The following is a 17,839-nucleotide window of genomic DNA, read 5'->3' as shown; positions in this document are numbered from 1 at the left end:
GTTCCAGTGGAAAACAGAAGCGGATCGACTCCTGCGCCCGCGGCGGCGGCGCAAAAGAAGAGCGGGCCGGGGGCACCGGCCCGCTCATGAAGTCGAACTCAGAGGTTCGGGAACTCTACAGCCAACAAGGTAAACGAAGCCTTCCCAGGCGGAGGCGGCGGGCCAATGAAAAAGGGGCGCCGGAGCGCCCCTTTCATCACCTCCGGCGCACGGCCCTCAGGGGCACTGCACGCGGTACTGGTTGCCGTAGCGGTCCTTGGCCCAGCAGGCGCGCGGCGTGGTCTCGGCGCCGATGATGGCGCCCGTGCCGGCGCCGATGAGGCCGCCCACAAGCGCGCCGGTGCCGGTGCCGGTGGCCGCCGCGCCGATGAGCGCGCCGGTGCCGGCGCCGATGGCCGCGCCGCCGACCGCGCGGTCGGAGCGCGAATATTCGCTGCACCCGGCGAGAGCGAGCGCGAGGGCGCCCGCGATGAGAACCGCTTTCATCCTGATCTCCTGCCCCTTCTTCCGGCCGGGAGGACCGGAAGAGCGTCCGCGCGATTGCATTTGCCCCGCTGGGCGGCCGGCGGACGACGCCGCCCGACGAGGCGATCCGGACGGCCGCCCCCGCGGCACCGGACCTAAGGTCATATACCATGCAGGTTCCCGGCCGGCCCATCCTTGCACCTCATCAAGCGCGAGCGGGGGCTTCGGGTTCCGGCCGGCGTCGATGGTTCAGGGGCTGCGCGCGTGCGGCCGCGCCGGTCCCTGCGGCCTTGGGGAACGGCGGTTCCGCTTGCCATGTCAGGCTGTCCCGCGGCGGTCCGGGGGCGCATGCGCCCGCGAATCACGCCTGGCCGCTGGCCGGAGGAAGTCGGGAGGTGTGGCTTCCCGGTCACGAAATACGGTATTTAAAGACCGCCGCCGAATGCGGTGATTCGTCCCTGGCGCCACTTTCGCGCCCGACCAGCGACAAACCGGCGCCCAAAAGGGAACCGTCGCCGCGAACCCGGCGTTCTACCGCATAGCTCAAGAGAGGTCGTGTTTGATGCAGCCATCCGCCGCGCGCGTGCGCGCCTTCGAACCCCGCCGCGCCACCCTTCTGGATCCGGGAACCCATGCCCTCTTCCTCGATGTGGACGGAACCCTCATCGACATCGCGCCCCATCCCGATGCGGTGCGGGTGCCCGAGGGGCTGGTGGGGCTCCTCGGCAGCCTGTCCACGCGCTTTGGCGGCGCCCTCGCTCTGGTGAGCGGGCGGACCGTGGCCCGGCTCGATGCGCTGTTCGCGCCGCTGGCGCTGCCGGCGGCCGGGGTCCACGGGGCGGAGATCCGGCTTGATGCGGGCGGGCCGGTCACGTCGGCCGTGCCGCCGTTCCCCGAGCGGCTGCGCCAGGGCCTGAACGATCTCGCGCGCCGCTTCGACGGCGTGTTCACGGAAGACAAGACCTGCGCCGTCGCCGTCCACTACCGGGCGGCGCCCGATGCCGGCCCGCTCCTCGGCGCCGAGATCGCCGCTTTGGTGGAGGCTTGCGGGCGCGGCTATGGGGTGCTGGCGGGGCAGATGGTGTTCGAGGTGAAGCCCGAGGAGCACGACAAGGGCTCGGCCGTCGCCGCCTTCCTCACGCAGCCGGCCTTTGCCGGACGCACGCCGGTGTTCGTGGGCGACGACGTCACCGACGAGGCGGGGTTCCTCGCCGCGCGCGCTTATGGCGGAGCGGCGGTGTCGGTCGGCCGGCGGCTGCCCGACGTGGACACGGTCCTGCCCGATGCCGGGGCGGTGCGCGACTGGCTGGCTGGCTTGGCCGCCGGGACGGTTCGGTGATCGGGCTGGCCGAGGAAGCGATGGGGGGCGGCGCGTCCCGCATCGTCGTGGTGTCGAACCGGGTCGCCGTTCCCGACCCGGCGCGGCGCGCCCAGGCCGGCGGCCTGGCGGTGGCGGTGAACGCGGCGCTGAAGGAACGCGGCGGCATCTGGTTCGGCTGGAGCGGGACGATCTCGCCCACGCCCTCGGACCATCCGGCCGTCACCACGCAGAAGCGCATGACCTACGCGGTGATCGACCTGAAGGAGGACGATTACCAGGAGTACTACAACGGCTTCGCCAACCGGGTCCTGTGGCCGATCCTGCACTACCGCGTCGACCTCGCGGAGTTCGCCCAGGCGGACCTGTCCGGCTATATCCGGGTGAACCGGAACTTCGCCGACCACCTCGCCAAGATCATCGGGCCGGACGACGTCCTGTGGATCCACGACTACCACATGATGCCGCTCGCCCAATACCTGCGCGAGCGCGGGCACAGGAACCGGATCGGCTTCTTCCTGCACATCCCCATGCCGCCGCCCGACCTGATCCAGGCCCTGCCGAAGCACGGGGAGATCGTCGGCGCGCTCGCCTATTACGACCTCGTCGGCTTCCAGACCGAGCAGGACAAGGAGAACTTCGCCCGCTATCTCGACACTCGCGGCGGCCAGTCCTCGGCGGACGGTCGCAGCTACGACGTGAGCGGGCGCAGGGTGAAGCTCGGCGCCTTCCCGGTGGCGATCGAGACCGAGGCGTTCGCCCGCCGCGCCCGGCACGCGAGCCGCACCCAGTTCGTGAAGCGCTTCAAGGACAGCCTGTCGGGCCGCAAGCTGATCGTCGGCGTCGACCGGCTCGATTACTCCAAGGGCATCCCGAACCGGCTGGAGGCCTACGAGCGGTTCCTGCGGAGCGCGGACGACTGGCACGACCGGGTCGCCTATGTGCAGATCACGCCCAAGAGCCGCACCGAGGTGCCCGAATATGCGGAGATGGACCGGTTCGTCTCGCGCAAGGCGGGGCAGATCAACGGCCTCTACAGCGACGTGTCGTGGACGCCGCTGCGCTATGTGAACCGCACCTATTCGCGCTCGGAGCTCGCCGGCATCTACCGGGCGGCGAGCGTCGCCATGGTCACCCCTTTGCGCGACGGCATGAACCTCGTGGCCAAGGAGTTCGTCGCCGCCCAGGACCCGGACGATCCCGGCGTGCTGCTGCTGTCGCAGTTCGCCGGCGCCGCGCACGAGCTCTCCGCCGGCGCGCTGATCGTCAATCCGCACGATCTCGACGGCATGGCGCAGGCGCTGCGCCAGGCGCTGGAGATGCCGCTCGCCGAGCGCTCCGGCCGCTACCGGCGCATGATGGCGGTGCTTCAGGCCAACGACATCGACCGCTGGGCCAAGCGCTTCCTCGCCGAGCTGACAGACGACCGGTCCCTTCCCGCCATGTCGCTGCCCGCGGCGGCGGTGCGCACCGTGCGCGGCCGACCGGACTGGCGGCCGGATCCGGCGCCGCGCAAGGCATGACGCGTTCCGCCCGACGTCCGGCGGATCAGCCGGCCCAGCGCGCCTCGGCGAGGATGGGCATCTCCCGCCGGCCGGCGGCGCGGCCGCGGATGGCGATGTCGCTGCCCTCCCGAAGCGGGCCGGGCGGCCGGTCGAGCGTCAGCGCGATCGCGAACCCGCTGGCGCCCGTGGCGCCGGGATAATGCTCGGGCACGTCGGGGCGGTCGATCCGTTCCACGGTGAAGGCCTCCACCGCCGCGCCGTCCACCACGACCGCGAAGGTGTCGATGGGCGCGCCCTCGGCGCCGAACGCCCAGCCCGTCAGGCGCATCGCGCCGCCCTCGATCTCGCACCGGTCGAGATGTCCCGCCCCCAGGGGCGGGAGTGTCGGCGACCATTCGGCCAGCTGCTGCCGCTGCTCCGGCGTGAGAAGGGGAAAGAGGGCATCGATCCGGGCCAGCAGCGGATCGATGCGCCGGCGGAACAGGCGGCTCCCGAGCCAGGACGTGCCGGCGACGTGGCGCGCGTAGCGGCGCCGCAGCCTGGCCGTCCGCGAGAGCAGGGCTGCGTGCGGGATGTCCCCGACGTCGTTGGTGTCGCGGATCTGGAGATAATGCAGGTCCTTCTGCCGCGACAGCAGCGCGGCGCTGGCCTTCAGCCGCTTGCGGTGGAAGAGCTCCTGCCGCGACTTGACCGGATAGTGGCTCAGCCGCACCGGCGCCCAGACCACGTCCTGCGACGCGCCGGGACCGATCTCGGGGCACGCGCGCATCTGCCGCCCATCGGCATGGACAGAGCGCAGCCCGTCCCGGAGCACGAAGGTGTGGGGGGTGATGCAGGCGAGGCCCGCGTCGCGCCGCAGCAGCGTCTTCCCGTGCGGGCTGATCTCGTGGAGCCGCTCGCTGCGGTGCTGGAAGCGCTCCAGCACCGGGCGCGGGCGGAGGCGATCTCGCCCGCGCTGCCATAGGTGCACCAGTCGAGGCCGATGGCGCCGAGGCCGGGGTCGGCGGCGAGGGCGCCGATCCAGCCTTTCAGGTCGAAGCCGGCGCGCGCGGGATAGATGAACTCGCCGGCATCGATGAAGGCCACGAAGTCCGCCCACGCCGGCCAGATTTCGAGCATGCGCGCATAGGCGCGGGGCTGGGGCGCCGACGTGGCGTCGTCCGGGAAGGGGATGCGGGTCAGGAAGCGAGGGTCGAGAGGCTGTCGAGCAGTTCCGACGTGCCGTCCCGGCTCTCGTTGTCGAAGACGAAGATGTGGTCGAAGCCGAGGGCGCGATGGTGCGCGACCCATTCCAGCACATAGGGCGCCTCGTCCCTGACTATGGCGCAGATGGCGATCTTCAAGCCCGGGCTCCGCGCGCGGCGTTCTCGACCGGAAGGCGCCTTCGGGCTCAGTCGAACAGGCTGGAGACCGATTCCTCGTGCGCCGTGCGCGCGATCGCCTCGCCGATGAGGGAGGCGATGGAGACCACGCGGATGTTGCGCGCCACGCGCACCGCCTCGGTGGGCTGGATCGAATCGGTGATCACCAGTTCCTTGAGCTTGGAGGCGGTGATGCGCGCCACCGCGCCGCCCGAAAGCACGCCGTGGGTGATGTAGGCCGTGACTTCCTTGGCGCCGCGGGCGAGCAGCGCCTCGGCGGCGTTCACCAGCGTGCCGCCCGAATCGACGATGTCGTCCACCAGGATGCAGGAGCGGCCTTCCACGTTGCCGATGACGTTCATCACCTCGCTCTCGCCCGGGCGCTCGCGGCGCTTGTCGACGATGGCGAGCTGGGCATCGATGCGCTTGGCCAGCGCGCGGGCGCGCACCACGCCGCCGACGTCGGGCGAGACCACCATGAGGTTCGAGACGTCGAACCGTTCCTTGATGTCGCGCACCATCACCGGGGCGGAATAGAGGTTGTCGGTGGGGATGTCGAAGAAGCCCTGGATCTGCCCGGCGTGCAGGTCCAGCGTCATCACCCGGTCGGCCCCGGCATGGGTGATGAGGTTCGCCACCAGCTTCGCCGAGATGGGGGTGCGCGGGCCGGGTTTGCGGTCCTGGCGCGCATAGCCGAAATAGGGCAGCACGGCCGTGATGCGCTTGGCCGAGGCGCGGCGCAGCGCGTCGATGATGATCAAAAGCTCCATCAGGTGGTCGTTGGCGGGGAACGAGGTGGACTGCACCACGAACACGTCCTGGCCGCGCACGTTCTCCTGGATCTCGACGAAGATCTCCATGTCGGCGAAGCGGCGCACCACCGCCTTGGTGAGCGGGCTGGCGAGGTATGCGGCGATGGCTTCGGCGAGCGCGCGGTTGGAATTGCCGGCGACGAGCTTCATGGGACCGTTCTCGGATGACATTTCGTGCTCCGCCCGACGCGCAGGGCCTCCGTGCTGGAACGTCCAGATAGGCGGGCGGTCGGGCCTTTGTAAAGGCCAAGTCGGCCGGTGGAGTGCCGCGCGGCGCGTGCGCTAGCGCGCGGCGTAGCCGAGCGCCGCGCCCGAGGGCGCCTCGGCGCCGAGGCTCGCGGACCGCTCGGGGGCGGCGGGCGCCGCCGCGGCGATCGCGGCCGATGCCGGCGCGCCCGATCCGCCGAGCGCCTCGGAGAGGCCCGCCATGGTGGTTTCGGCGATCTGGGCGAGGCAGGCGTCGGTGCAGGCGGCCCAGGCGTCGGACCCGCGCGCGGCCGGGACCGCCTGTTCGCCCGAGACGCGCGCGACCCGCTCGCGATCGCGGCCATAGACGTCCCAGACATAGGCGACCGAGGCCTTGCCGCCCTCCTGGTGGACCGAGAGATAGCCCTTGACGCGATAGGGCGCGTCCTGCTGGCGCGAGACCACCTCGACCTTGCGGGCGTCGGCGGCGCTGGACAGCTGCGTCACCAGCCGGTCGAAGCTCTGCGGCGGCGGGCCCTCGATCCGGTCGAAGGCGAGCGCGCCGCCGCCGGAGGACAGGCCGTCGGTCTGGCAGCCGGCGAGCATCAGGCCCGCGCCGAGCAGGCCGGCACCGGCGAACGCCTTGAGGGCGCGGGCATATCCAGCTCCGCTCGACCGCTGCGCCGTCATCCGTCCCCGCTAAGGTTTCATTAACGCCTCAGGGGTAGCGGCAAACGGCGCGGCGGTCCATGGGAACGGTTAAGGAACGTTTAAGATTCCGCCTTCAGCGCGCGCAGGAAGCCCAGAAGGCGCATGGAGCCTTCCGGCCAGGGCCCGAACCCCGCCTCGGCGTTCACGTGGCCGGCATCGCCCGCATCCACCAGCGCCGCGCCCCAGTCGAGGGCGAAGCCCTCCGCCTGGTCGTAGGCGCAATAGGGGTCGGTGCGGCTCGCCACCAGCACCGAGGGGAAGGGCAGGGGATCGGTGGGCACCGGCGCGAAGGAGGCAAGCTCCGGCGCGCGCGCCGCCGCGAGGTCCGGCGGCGCCACCAGGAAGGCGCCCGCCACCTTGCCCTTCGGGAAGGATGGCGCCGCATGCACCACCGTGGGCACGCCCAGGGAATGGGCGACCAGAACCACGGGACGCGTGGCGCGCGCGACCTCCTCCACCAGGCGGGCGGTCCAGGCGTCGCGGTCGGGCGCGTCGAAATCGGCCTGCGCCACGCGCCGGGCGGTGGAGAGCGCGCGCTCCCAGCGGCTCTGCCAGTGGTCGGGGCCGGAGCCCTGCCAGCCCGGCACCAGAAGGATGTCGACGTCGGATGACTTCATGGGCGGCGGTCCTCAGCTTCAGCCGAGCGCGATGGCGGCGATCAGCCGGCCGTAATCGGGTTCCCGCCGGTGGGTGGCGCGGCGATAGGAAAAAAAGCGCTCGGGGTCGGGATAGGTGTCGAGGCCGAGGTCCTCCACATGGCCGACGCCGGCTTCCCTGAGACGCAGGGCGATGAAGCCCGGCAGGTCGAACAGGGCATGGTGCGCGCGGTCGGCCGGGGCGAAGAACTGGACGAAGGCCTTGTCCGCCTCCAGGAAGCGCTGGACGAAGTCCTCGCCCACCTCGTAGCTCGGCTGGCGGATCAGCGGGCCGATGGCGGCGCGGATATTGGCGCGGCGCGCGCCCTGCTGTTCCATCAGCGCCACGGTCGCGGCGATGACGCCGCCGAACGCGCCCTTCCACCCGGCATGGGCGGCGCCCACCACGCCCGCCTCCGGGTCCGCGAACAGCACCGGTCCGCAATCGGCGATGGAGACGGCGGCGGCGATGCCGCGCGTCCTCGTCACCACCGCATCGGCCTTGGGCGCGTCCTCGCGGCTCCAGGGGGCGGTGGCGAGCACGGCGTCGGGCGAATGCACCTGCCAGCAGGCGACGAGGTGGCCGGCCTCCACCCCCAGCGCCTTGGCCATGCGGGCGCGGTTCTCGGCCACGCTCGCGGGGTCGTCGTTCGAGCCCTGGCCGCCATTGAGGCTCTCATAGATGCCGGTGGACACCCCGCCGCGCCGGGTGAAGAAGGCATGGCGGATGCCCGGCAGGCCCTTGAGCGACGGCGCTTCCACATACATCAGCGGACCTCCTCGGCGGGACCGAACGCGACCGGCGCGCCGAGCCCTTCATGGGCGATCACCATAGCCTTGAACAGCGCGCCCATCTGCCCTTCCTTCGTGCCGGCGAGGCGCAGGGCGGCGGCCTCCACCGCCGCCTGCGCCGCCGTGTCCTTGCCGGCCTTCAGCCGCTCGGCGCGCTGGGCGAGGCCGAGGCGCAGCAGGAATTCCCCCTGGCCGACGGGCCCGAAGGCCCGCGCGCCTTCCCCCCGGGCGAGCCGCGCCAGGGCGGAGAAGTCCACATGCGCCGTGAGGTCGGCTTCGCCCGGATCGGCGAGCGGATCGGCGAAAAGGTGCGCCTTGAGCGCCTGGAGCGTGTCGCCATAGCCGCCCGCATGGCCGTAGTCGATGACCAGCGCCGCGCCGCCCGCGCCGGCGATGCGGCGGGCGAGCGCCTGGGCGGGGCCGGGCTCCATGCGCTCCAGCACCGCGCCCTCGGCGGGCGGCCCAAGCGGCGCGGCCAGGGCGGCGGCCTCCGGCGCCGGCATGGGATGGAGCCCGAAGGCGAGCGCGCCGGCGGCGTCGAGCCCGATCCTGCGCGCGTGCCAGCGGCCGGCCTGGAACACGAACTGGTCGATGGGGAGGGCGTCGAAGAACTCGTTGGCGATCACGATGACCGGGCCGTCAGGCACCTCTTCCAGGCGGTCGTGCCAGAGCGGTTCGGCGGCACCGAGGGCGCGGGCCTGGACGGCGCGCAGCGCCGGGCTGGTCTCCACCAGATGCAGCCGGGCGGCGGCGGCGAAGTCCGGCACGAGGCGCGCGGCACGCAGCGCGTCCGCCATCAGCGTGCCGCGGCCGGGGCCGAGCTCCACCAGGCGGAAGGGGGCGGGCGCGCCCATGGCCTGCCACTGCGCCACTGCCCACAGGCCGATCAGCTCGCCGAACATCTGGCTGATCTCGGGCGCGGTGACGAAGTCGCCGGCCGCGCCGAGCGGGTCGCGGGTGATGTAGTAGCCGTATTTCGGATGGCCAAGCGCCAGCGCCATGAAGCGGCGCAGCGGCATCGGCCCCGAGGCGGCGATCTGCGCCCTGATCTCGTCTTCCAGCTCCCGGCTCACGGCGCGGGATGCCTCTTGAGCGCATAGAGGAGGAGCGCGAGGCCGGCCAGAACCACCGGCACCGAGAGCCACATGCCCATGGTGGTGCCGAAGGCGAGGTAGCCGAGCTGGGCGTCGGGCTCGCGGAAGAACTCGCCGGTGATGCGCCCCAGCCCGTAGCCCATGCCGAAGATGCCGGCGGCGACGCCCGGCCGCTTCAGCCCGCCGAGCCGCACCACGAGGATCATCACGAGGAACAGCACCACCCCCTCCAGCGCCGCCTCGTAGAGCTGGCTCGGGTGGCGCGGGATGTTGCCGCCGGTGGGGAAGATCACCGCCCACGGCACGTCGGCGGGCCGGCCCCACAATTCGCTGTTGATGAAGTTGGCGATGCGCCCGAACAGCAGGCCGAGCGGCGCCACCACGCCCGCCACGTCCAAGAGCGAGAGGATGCGGATGCCGCGGGCGCGGGCGAACAGGACCAGGGCGACGATGGTGCCCGCGAGCCCGCCGTGGAACGACATGCCGCCCTTCCACACGGCGACGATGTCCGCCGGGTTGGCGGCGAAATAGGCGGGATTGTAGAACAGGACGTAGCCGAGCCGCCCGCCGAGGATCACGCCCAGCGTCGCCCAGAACAGCGCGTCGTCGAGGTCCTGCGGGCGCATGGGCGCGGTGCCGCCCCAGAGCGCGGGGCGCGAGACGAGCCAGCGGCCGTAGAGCCAGCCCAGCACCAGCCCGGCGATGTAAGCGAGCGCATACCAGCGGATGGCGAGCGGGCCGATATGGACCAGCACCGGATCGATGGCGGGGAAGGGCAAGGCGAGGGTCGGCATCGGCACCCCGGGGCTGCGGCGGCCGCCATGTGGCAAGCCGCGGGCGTCGCCGTCAAGCCGGCCCGGCGCAGGGCAGGGTCCATTCTCCAGCGGCCCCCGCCGCTGGCGGGACGGCGCCGCGCCCTATAGATAGAGCAACGTTCGCAAGGCCCGCGCCCCGCCGCGCCGGGCGCCGGAGATGGTCATGGCTCTCAAGGTCGCGGTCCAGATGGACCATATCGCCCGCATCAACATCGCGGGGGATTCCACCTTCGCGCTGCTGCTGGAGGCGCAGCGGCGCGGCCACGCGCTCTACCACTACACCCCCGAGCGCATGGCCATGCGCGACGGCGTGGTGTTCGCCACCGTCGAGCCGCTCACCGTGAAGGACGAGGCCGGCGCCCACTTCACGCTCGGCGAGAAGGCGCGCGTGCCGCTCGGCGAGATGGACGTGGTGCTGATGCGCCAGGACCCGCCCTTCGACATGGCCTATGTGACGGCGACCCATCTGCTGGAGCGCATCCACCCGAAGACCCTGGTGGTGAACGACCCGGCCCATGTGCGCAACGCGCCGGAGAAGATCTTCGTCACCGAGTTCCCGGAGCTGATGCCGCCGACCCTGATCTCGCGCGACCTCGACGAGATCAAGGCGTTCCGCGCCGAGTTCGGCGACGTGGTGATGAAGCCGCTCTACGGCAATGGCGGCGCCGCCGTGTTCCGGCTCGCCGCCGACGACCTCAATTTCGGCTCGCTCTACGACCTGTTCGCCACCACCTTCCGCGAGCCCTGGGTGATCCAGCGCTTCCTCCCCGCCGTGAAGCACGGCGACAAGCGCATCATCCTGGTGGACGGCGCGGCGGCGGGGGCGGTGAACCGGGTGCCGAGCGAGGGCGACCTTCGCTCCAACATGGTGCGCGGCGGCGCGGCGCGGCCCACCGATCTCACCGATCGCGAGCAGGAGATCTGCGCCCGCATCGGCCCGTCGCTGAAGCGGATGGGGCTGATCTTCGTCGGCATCGACGTGATCGACGGCAACCTCACCGAGATCAACGTCACCTCGCCCACCGGCCTTAGGGCCATCAAGCGCCTGGGCGGCCCGGATATCGCCGCTGAGATCTGGGACAGGATCGAGGACAAGCGCGCGGCGCGCTGATTGCGGAGCATCACCCCATGGCCCAGCCCTTCACCGCCTCGGTTCCCCACAAGCTCGGCAAGGACGAGGCGACACGCCGGCTCCAGTCCGGGCTCACCACGGTCCGCGACCGCTTTTCGAGCCACGTGGAGATCGTCGAGGAGCGCTGGACCGACGGCCACCTCGACTTCCGCGTCGCCGTCATGGGCCAGCACGCCTCCGGCACGCTCGACGTGCTGGACGAGGCGGTGAACCTCTCGGTGGAGCTGCCCTTCTTCCTTTCCATGCTGGCCAACAAGGCCAAGGACCTGGTGATGAAGCAGGGGCAGATCCTGCTGGAGAAGAAGTAGGTCTTCCCCTTTCGCTCCGCCGGCTCCCCCATCCCCACCGTCATCCCCCGGCTTGTCCGGGGGGCCACCCTGCGGCCGGGAGCGCCCTACGCGCCGATGCGACCCGGCCAGCGTCGGCGTGGATGCCCCGGACAAGCCGGGGCATGACGCGGCTGAAAGGGATGACGGTGGGACAGAGGGGACCCGTGTCAGAGAAAAGCCGACCGCCGCTCACACCGCCTTCAGCACCAGAGTGAGCGTGTCGAGGGTGAAGGTGCCGTCGGCCTCGATCTCGAAGTGGCGCTTCACCTCCTGCGGCGCGCCCTCCTGGAGCGAGCGGATGGCGGCGGCGTGGACCGGTCTGGTGCCGATGCGGGTGATCCATGGCCCGTATTCGAGCCGCAGCCGCCGCGGCGTCTCGCTCTCCACGGTGAAGCCCGCGCCGTGCGCGAAGGCGCGCCACTGGCGCGCCGCATAGTCGCGTACGTGGGAGGGGTCGCGCAGCATCTCGACGGTCTGCAGGAAGGTGTCGAGCAGCGCGTCCTCGGCCGCGACCACGTCCATGAACACGCAGAGGCCGCCCGGCTTCAGCATGCGCCGCGCCTCGCGCACGCCCGCCGCCGCGTCCGCCCAGTGGTGGGCGCTGTAGCGCGAGGCGACGATGTCGAAGCTGCCGTCCTCGAACGGCAGGCGCTCGGCGACGCCCTGCGCGGTGGCGATGTTGCCGAGCCCGCGCCTGGCCGCCTGGCCGGCCACCGCCGCCAGCATCTCGGCGGAAAGGTCGTAGGCCACCACCTCCTTCACGTGCGGCGCGGCGGTGAAGCTCACATGCCCCCCGCCGCAGCCGAGGTCGATGAGGCGCGCCGCGCCGTGGCCTTCGAGCAGGCGCGCGAGCGCCTCGAGGTCCTCGCCCTGGGCGTGGACGGCGCTCGCCACATAGGCCTCGGCCTGGGGGCCGAACTGGCGCGCCACCAGGTCCTGGATGGTGGCGGAAGGACTTGAGGACATGGGCCGGCTCCGGTGCGCGCGCGGGGGCGGAATCTGGGGGCGGGATTTCAGCCCGGCCCGGCGCCGGGCGCAAGGCGCCTGGACGCAGGGCTCCTCAGGGAGCCCTGCGGTCGCGGTCCGGGCGGTGGAAGGCCAGCATCACCACCACCGACGACAGGGCGAGCGCCGCCATCAGCAGGAAGCCGTCCGTGAACGAGCCGCGCAGATGCAGCACCCATCCGGTGAGCGCGGGGGCGAGGAAGCCGGCGAGCGCGAAGGCGAAGTCCATGATGCCGAGCGCGGTGGCCGCCCGCTCCGGCACGATGTCGACGTTGACGGCGTAATAGGCCGCGTTCGCCCCCATGGAGGCGGCCACCGCCACCGTGATGCCGGCGATCGCCACCAGGAGGTTGTCGGCGAACGCCACCGGCACCACCGCCAGCGCCGCCACCAATTGGCTGCCGGCGATGACGTAGGAGCGCGCCACCCTGAGGCGCCCGGTGGTCTTCAGCAGGTGGTCCGACAGGAGGCCGAGCGCCCACAGCGCCGCCGCCGCCGCGAGCCACGGCACCACGGTGAAGGCGCCCACCGTGGTCAGCTCCAGCTTGTAGACGCTGTGCAGGTAGCTCGGCAGCCAGCCCATGAAGAAGAACAGGAAATAGCCGAACACGAAGAACGCCCAGTAGTTGGCGAGCAGCGTGCGGTTGGTCAAAAGGGCCCGCAGCACCGCGCGCTCTGGCCAGACGCTCCTCGCCGGCGGCGGGGCGGAGGCGGTTCCGGCGCGGATCTCCGCAAGCTCCGCCGCGTTCACGTGCGGCGACTGCGCCGGGTCGTTCCGGAACAGGAGGAACCACAGCGGCACCCAGGCCACCGACAGCGCGAACAGCACGCCGAAGGTCCAGCGCCAGTCGAGCAGCGCCAGGAGCTGGGTGACGATCGGCCCGCCGATGGCGAGCGCCACCGGCACCGCCAGCAGCGCGTAGCCGTGCGCGCTCGCCTGCTGCGCGGGCGGCAGCCAGCGCGCCAGGGCGCCCGTCATGGCCGGGAAGTTCGGCCCCTCGGAGACGCCGAGCAGCGTGCGCGCCAGATAGAGCGTGAGGAAGCCCGAGGCGACGCCGGTGAGGCCGATGGACAGGCTCCACATGACCGCGGCGATGGTCAGCACCAGGCGCGCGCCGTAGCGGTCCACCGCGAAGCCGCCGATCAGCGTCGTCACCGCATAGCCGATGCCGAAGGCGCCGAGGATGGTGCCGGCATCGAGCTTGGAGAGGCCGAGCTCGGCCTCCATGGCCGGGATGGCATAGGAGATCGCGGCGCGGTCCACATAGTTCACCACCGTGATGATGAAGAGCAGCAGCACCACCACGTAGCGAAACCGCGTCGCCGCCATGCGTCCCTCCCCCGGCACCACCCGCGCACCCTAGGCGCGGTTGGGCGGCGAGGGAATGGGTCACGGATGTTCTCAATTCGTTCTTGCGCCGCCTCGCGTGCTCCGCTAGCCTTCCGCAATCAGGGGCTTCAGGGGGCGCGCATGATCCAGCGCGTGGCGACGGTGGCGTTCGAGGGGGTGGAGGCGCGCCCCGTGGACGTGCAGGTGCACGTGGCCGCGGGCCTGCCGGCCTTCACCATCGTCGGCCTGCCCGACAAGGCGGTGACCGAGGCCAAGGAGCGCGTGCGCGCGGCGCTGATCGCCTCCGGCCTGGCGCTGCCGGCGCGGCGCATCACCATCAATCTCGCCCCCGCGGACCTGCCGAAGGAAGGCTCGCACTATGACCTGCCCATCGCCCTCGGCCTCATGGCCGCCATCGGCGCCATCCCGGCCGATGCGCTCGCGGGCTTCACGGTGGTGGGCGAGCTCGGCCTCGACGGCACGCTCGCGGCGGTGGCCGGGGTGCTGCCCGCCGCCATCGGCGCCAATGCGCGCGGGCACGGGCTCATCTGCCCCGCGCCCTGCGGCGCCGAGGCGGCCTGGGCGAGCCCGGACATGGACATCCTCGCCCCGGTCTCCCTCATCGCCCTCGCCAACCATTTCTCGGGGCGGCAGGTGATGGCGCGCCCCGAGCCGCGCATGGGCGAGCCGGCGCTGGCGCCGCTCGACCTCAGGGACGTGCGCGGCCAGGAGGCGGCGAAGCGCGCGCTGGAGGTGGCCGCGGCCGGCGGGCACAATCTGCTGTTCGTCGGCCCGCCGGGGTCGGGCAAGTCCATGCTCGCCCAGCGTTTGCCCTCGATCCTGCCGCCGCTCTCGCCGGCCGAGATGCTGGACGTGTCCATGATCGCCTCGGTGGCGGGCACGATCGAGAACGGCGCGCTCATGGACCGCCGGCCGTTCCGGGCGCCGCACCATTCCGCCTCCATGGCCGCCATGGTGGGCGGCGGCATCAAGGCGCGGCCGGGCGAGGTCTCGCTCGCCCACAACGGCGTGCTGTTCCTGGACGAGCTGCCCGAGTTCACGCCCCAGGTGCTGGACAGCCTGCGCCAGCCGCTGGAAAGCGGCGAGGTGCTGATCGCGCGCGCCAACCACCGCGTCACCTATCCCGCCCGCTTCCAGCTCATCGCCGCCATGAATCCCTGCCGCTGCGGGCGCGCCGGCGAGCCGGGCTTCACCTGCAAAAGGGGGCCGCGCTGCGCCGACGAGTACCAGGCGCGCCTCTCCGGCCCGTTCCTCGACCGCATCGACATCCATCTGGAGGTGCCCGCGGTCTCGGCCTCGGACCTCGTCCTGCCGGCGCCGGCGGAAGGCTCGCGCGAGGTGGCGGCGCGGGTCGCCATGGCGCGGGATATCCAGGCCGAGCGCTACGGCGCCCTGGGGCGGCCGGACGTGCGCACCAATGCCGAGGCTTCCGGCCCGCTGCTCGACGCGGTGGCCCAGCCGGACGGGCCCGGCGCGGCGCTGCTGAGGGACGCGGCGGACGCCATGCGCCTCAGCGCGCGCGGCTATCACCGGGTGCTGAAGGTGGCGCGCACGCTGGCGGACCTCGACGGCGCGGACGGGGTGGGGCGGCGCCACCTCGCCGAGGCGCTGGCCTATCGCGTCGCCGCCGAGCGCCCGCGCGCGGCGGCGTAAGCGTCCGCAACGGGGCGGTCGTGACGGCCGCCGTTGGGGCCGCCGTTGGGGCCGCCGTTGGGGGCGCCATGAAGGCCGCCTCGGGACGCGGAGCCGCGGCGGGCGGAGCGGATGCGGGCCGGCGCGCCATGGGCGCCGCCCGGGCGCTCACCGACGCGGCGCTCGCCTTCGCCCGCTCACCTGCGCCCGGTCATCAACGCCCGCTCACTGCACCGCGTTGACGGTCAGGCCCTCGAAATAGGTGATCTGCGCCAGGTCGCCGGGCGAGACCTGCTGCAGGTCGCCGAGCACCTTGGGATTGGTGGAGGCCATGGTGCGCACGGTGCCGTCGGGCGCCTCGAAGGTGACGGTGCCGGCGGCCCTGTCGATGCCGACGAAGATGGTCGTGATCGTCACCTTGCGCACGCCGAAATCCTGCGGCCAGCCGGGGAGTCCCGCGTCGAGCACCTCTTCCGCCAGCACCTCGCCCGGCTTGCCCTGGTGCGCCTTGCCGAGCGCGGTCACCTCGCCGGGCAGGACCCGGATGACGAGGTTCTGCCCGACCGGCATGCTCAGCACGTCGGCATAGAGCGCCGGCACCCGCACCGACCAGCGCCGCCCGTTCGGGGTCTCCAGCACCACCCGGCGTGTCGCCGGATCGCCGGAAACGAAGGCGGCGTTGTAGGTGAGGATGTTCACCGGCCCGACGCCGGGCAGCGTCACCGAGGTCACGTTCGCCGGGGTCGGGCGCGGCTGCGCCTGGGCCGGCGCGGCGAACGCGAGAAGGCCGGCCAGCAGCACCGCGGCGGCACGGACGGAAGAGATGCAGCAGGATGTCATCGGGGATGCCCCATGGAGAATGCGGGTATCAGAGCGCCGGTGCCGCGAAGCAGGCAGGACCGCGCCGTGGCACCAGAGCGCGATCCGGGTAAAATTGGAATGGGCTGCCCGGCGAATTGGCCTCTAACGTCAAGGCAAAGAACGTCTTTCCGACCATCCCGCGGGCCGTGCGGCCGGCGCGTGCTCTAGCATTGGCGCCGCCGCGAGGCAACGCGCGCCCGGGGCGGCCGGGCTTCTCCGGCCCGGCGATCGGTGGTGTCTCCGTTTGGATGTCGCCCGGGCCAAGCTCCCCTTTCCGCTTGCGGGGGAGGGTTCCCCGTGGCGCCCGGCGCGGCATTGGGAATTCAAACTGACCCATCACCCGGCGATCCGGTCGGGCGACATGCCCTTGGGTCAGTGCTAGGATGCGCGCTGCCTGGCCCGCATCGCTGGCCGGGCGGAAAGCGCGTTCTCTTCATGGTCGGAGCGCGTCCGCCGCCATCGGTGGAAGAACGGGCGGGGCGGCAGAGATTGTCACACGGGCGTTGGAAAACTATGGTGTTGCTCTCGATCACCCGGCGCAAGGCGGGTCCCGGGACGGGTTCTGAGGGCAGTGCCGGCCGGGGCATGCGGCGGGATATGGGGATGCCCTCGGAAGCGAGGAGAGGCGAAGGGCGCGGGGCCGCGCAGGTCGCCCGCAGCGGCCCGAGGGAGGGGGCGTTGCAATGAAACGCAGCGGACAGAACGAGCCGGGCTTCGATTTCCCCGCCTTGGTGGGGCGCGGGATCGACGTGGCCAAGGAGAGCCTCGCCAAGTGGCCGGGCCTGAAGCCGCCGGCCGGAAGGCTCGGCGAGGGGGCAATGACGCCCGGCGCGCCCTTGTTCGCGCAACCCTGGTTCGGCAAGGACACGGCATTGCCGTTCCTGTCCGACCGCCACGGCGGCGACGCGCCGGTGAAGCCGCTCCTGCCCGACCCGCAGAAGTTCGTGACCGACCTGCGCGCCTATTCCGGCATCCGCCACCGCGAGGCGGTGCCGCTCAAGGACAGCGTGGTGCTCGGCCGCCTCGGCGCGCTGGAGGTGCGGCTCGCCCGCACCGCGCGCGACGTGCGCCGCGCCCAGCGCCTGCGCTACAAGGTGTTCTACGAGGAGATGGCCGCGGTTCCCGACGCCGCCGCCCGCCTCGCGCGCCGCGACATGGACAGCTTCGACACCATCTGCGACCACATCCTGGTGCTCGACCACGAGGCGGGCAAGATGGTGCTCGGGCGCCGCAAGCCCAAGGTGGTCGGCACCTACCGGCTGCTGAAGCAGGACGTGGCCCAGCGCCATGGCGGCTTCTACACCCAGGGCGAGTTCGACGTCTCCGGCATCATCGCCGCCCATCCGGGCCTGCGGTTCCTGGAGCTCGGCCGCTCCTGCGTGCTGAAGCCCTACCGCAACAAGCGCACGGTGGAGCTGCTCTGGCACGGCGTGTGGACCTACATCCTGCGCAACAAGATCGACGTGATGTTCGGCTGCGCCAGCCTCGAGGGCACCGACCCCGACGCGCTCGCGCTGCCGCTCTCCTTCCTCCACCACAACGCCCGCGCGCCCGAGGAATGGCGCGCCCGCGCGGTGGAGCGCCGCTACACCGCCATGGACCGCATGGCCAAGGCCGACATCAATCCCAAGGCCGCGCTCCACGCGCTGCCGCCGCTGATCAAGGGCTACCTGCGGCTCGGCGGCTATGTGGGCGACGGGGCGGTGGTGGACCACCAGTTCGGCACCACCGACGTGCTGATCATGCTTCCGGTCTCGGCGCTGAGCCCGCGCTACGTGGAGCATTTCGGCCCCTCCGCCAACCGCCACGCCATCTGAGGCGGCGCAGTCCGGCCT

Annotated in this window: 18 protein-coding genes; 6 read left to right on the top strand and 12 right to left on the bottom strand. The window is 72.0% G+C overall.

The window, feature by feature from the left end; translation table 11 throughout:
* Positions 1-216 precede the first annotated feature (216 nt).
* On the bottom strand, positions 217-486 hold the full coding sequence (locus tag V5F67_RS20425; protein ID WP_394017850.1) for a YMGG-like glycine zipper-containing protein: 270 nt from the start codon (positions 484-486) through the stop codon (positions 217-219).
* A 541-nt stretch (positions 487-1,027) separates the two neighbouring features.
* Between V5F67_RS20425 and otsB the strand changes: the two genes are divergently transcribed.
* Both otsB and otsA read left to right on the top strand, forming a co-directional pair.
* The gene (otsB, locus tag V5F67_RS20420; RefSeq protein ID WP_394017849.1) at positions 1,028-1,804 is read left to right on the top strand and encodes a trehalose-phosphatase; all 777 of its coding nucleotides are present in this window, start codon (positions 1,028-1,030) and stop codon (positions 1,802-1,804) included.
* A 20-nt stretch (positions 1,805-1,824) separates the two neighbouring features.
* The gene (otsA, locus tag V5F67_RS20415; RefSeq protein WP_394018244.1) at positions 1,825-3,306 is read left to right on the top strand and encodes an alpha,alpha-trehalose-phosphate synthase (UDP-forming); all 1,482 of its coding nucleotides are present in this window, start codon (positions 1,825-1,827) and stop codon (positions 3,304-3,306) included.
* Between the two features lie 25 nt (positions 3,307-3,331).
* Here the strand turns inward: otsA and V5F67_RS20410 are convergent, their stop codons facing one another.
* From V5F67_RS20410 to lgt, 8 genes are all read right to left on the bottom strand, one after another.
* On the bottom strand, positions 3,332-4,258 hold the full coding sequence (locus tag V5F67_RS20410) for a hypothetical protein (RefSeq protein ID WP_394017848.1): 927 nt from the start codon (positions 4,256-4,258) through the stop codon (positions 3,332-3,334).
* A gap of 208 nt (positions 4,259-4,466) precedes the next feature.
* Positions 4,467-4,631, bottom strand: a complete 165-nt coding sequence (locus tag V5F67_RS20405) for a glycosyltransferase family 2 protein (protein ID WP_394017847.1) — start codon at positions 4,629-4,631, stop codon at positions 4,467-4,469.
* A gap of 47 nt (positions 4,632-4,678) precedes the next feature.
* Entirely contained in the window at positions 4,679-5,632 is a 954-nt protein-coding gene (locus V5F67_RS20400; protein ID WP_394017846.1) for a ribose-phosphate pyrophosphokinase, read from the bottom strand.
* 111 nt (positions 5,633-5,743) lie between these two features.
* A complete protein-coding gene (locus tag V5F67_RS20395) occupies positions 5,744-6,337 on the bottom strand; it encodes a hypothetical protein (protein ID WP_394017845.1) in 594 nt (197 codons plus the stop codon).
* An 80-nt stretch (positions 6,338-6,417) separates the two neighbouring features.
* Positions 6,418-6,975, bottom strand: a complete 558-nt coding sequence (locus V5F67_RS20390) for an RBBP9/YdeN family alpha/beta hydrolase (RefSeq protein ID WP_394017844.1) — start codon at positions 6,973-6,975, stop codon at positions 6,418-6,420.
* An 18-nt stretch (positions 6,976-6,993) separates the two neighbouring features.
* A complete protein-coding gene (gene pgeF, locus V5F67_RS20385; RefSeq protein ID WP_394017843.1) occupies positions 6,994-7,761 on the bottom strand; it encodes a peptidoglycan editing factor PgeF in 768 nt (255 codons plus the stop codon).
* Entirely contained in the window at positions 7,761-8,858 is a 1,098-nt protein-coding gene (locus V5F67_RS20380) for a class I SAM-dependent methyltransferase (RefSeq protein WP_394017842.1), read from the bottom strand. Before V5F67_RS20380 ends, pgeF begins: the two co-directional genes overlap by 1 nt.
* Entirely contained in the window at positions 8,855-9,673 is an 819-nt protein-coding gene (lgt, locus tag V5F67_RS20375) for a prolipoprotein diacylglyceryl transferase (protein WP_394017841.1), read from the bottom strand. The genes V5F67_RS20380 and lgt overlap by 4 nt, the downstream gene beginning before the upstream one ends.
* 184 nt (positions 9,674-9,857) lie before the next feature.
* Here lgt and gshB point away from each other — a divergent pair, with 184 nt between their 5' ends.
* Together gshB and V5F67_RS20365 are read left to right on the top strand one after the other, a co-directional pair.
* Positions 9,858-10,805, top strand: a complete 948-nt coding sequence (gene gshB, locus V5F67_RS20370; protein ID WP_394017840.1) for a glutathione synthase — start codon at positions 9,858-9,860, stop codon at positions 10,803-10,805.
* Positions 10,806-10,822: 17 nt separating this feature from the next.
* On the top strand, positions 10,823-11,134 hold the full coding sequence (locus V5F67_RS20365) for a polyhydroxyalkanoic acid system family protein (protein WP_394017839.1): 312 nt from the start codon (positions 10,823-10,825) through the stop codon (positions 11,132-11,134).
* Between the two features lie 210 nt (positions 11,135-11,344).
* Here the strand turns inward: V5F67_RS20365 and V5F67_RS20360 are convergent, their stop codons facing one another.
* Both V5F67_RS20360 and V5F67_RS20355 read right to left on the bottom strand, forming a co-directional pair.
* Positions 11,345-12,121: a class I SAM-dependent methyltransferase gene (locus V5F67_RS20360; protein WP_394017838.1), complete on the bottom strand. Its 777-nt coding sequence runs from the start codon at positions 12,119-12,121 to the stop codon at positions 11,345-11,347.
* A 94-nt stretch (positions 12,122-12,215) separates the two neighbouring features.
* Complete coding sequence (locus tag V5F67_RS20355; RefSeq protein ID WP_394017837.1) at positions 12,216-13,490, bottom strand: MFS transporter; 1,275 nt, start codon at positions 13,488-13,490, stop codon at positions 12,216-12,218.
* 141 nt (positions 13,491-13,631) lie between these two features.
* Here V5F67_RS20355 and V5F67_RS20350 point away from each other — a divergent pair, with 141 nt between their 5' ends.
* Positions 13,632-15,164, top strand: a complete 1,533-nt coding sequence (locus tag V5F67_RS20350; RefSeq protein WP_394017836.1) for a YifB family Mg chelatase-like AAA ATPase — start codon at positions 13,632-13,634, stop codon at positions 15,162-15,164.
* Between the two features lie 204 nt (positions 15,165-15,368).
* On the opposite strand, the gene V5F67_RS20345 is transcribed toward V5F67_RS20350, so the two are convergent.
* Positions 15,369-15,983: a hypothetical protein gene (locus tag V5F67_RS20345; protein ID WP_394017835.1), complete on the bottom strand. Its 615-nt coding sequence runs from the start codon at positions 15,981-15,983 to the stop codon at positions 15,369-15,371.
* Between the two features lie 932 nt (positions 15,984-16,915).
* On the opposite strand from V5F67_RS20345, the gene olsB reads away from it, so the two are divergent.
* A complete protein-coding gene (olsB, locus tag V5F67_RS20340) occupies positions 16,916-17,821 on the top strand; it encodes a l-ornithine N(alpha)-acyltransferase (protein ID WP_394018242.1) in 906 nt (301 codons plus the stop codon).
* Positions 17,822-17,839 lie beyond the last annotated feature (18 nt).

It is taken from the genome of Xanthobacter pseudotagetidis, assembly GCF_043194795.2.
Lineage (GTDB): Bacteria > Pseudomonadota > Alphaproteobacteria > Rhizobiales > Xanthobacteraceae > Xanthobacter > Xanthobacter tagetidis_A.
This window is presented reverse-complemented; position numbering and strand designations above follow the sequence as displayed.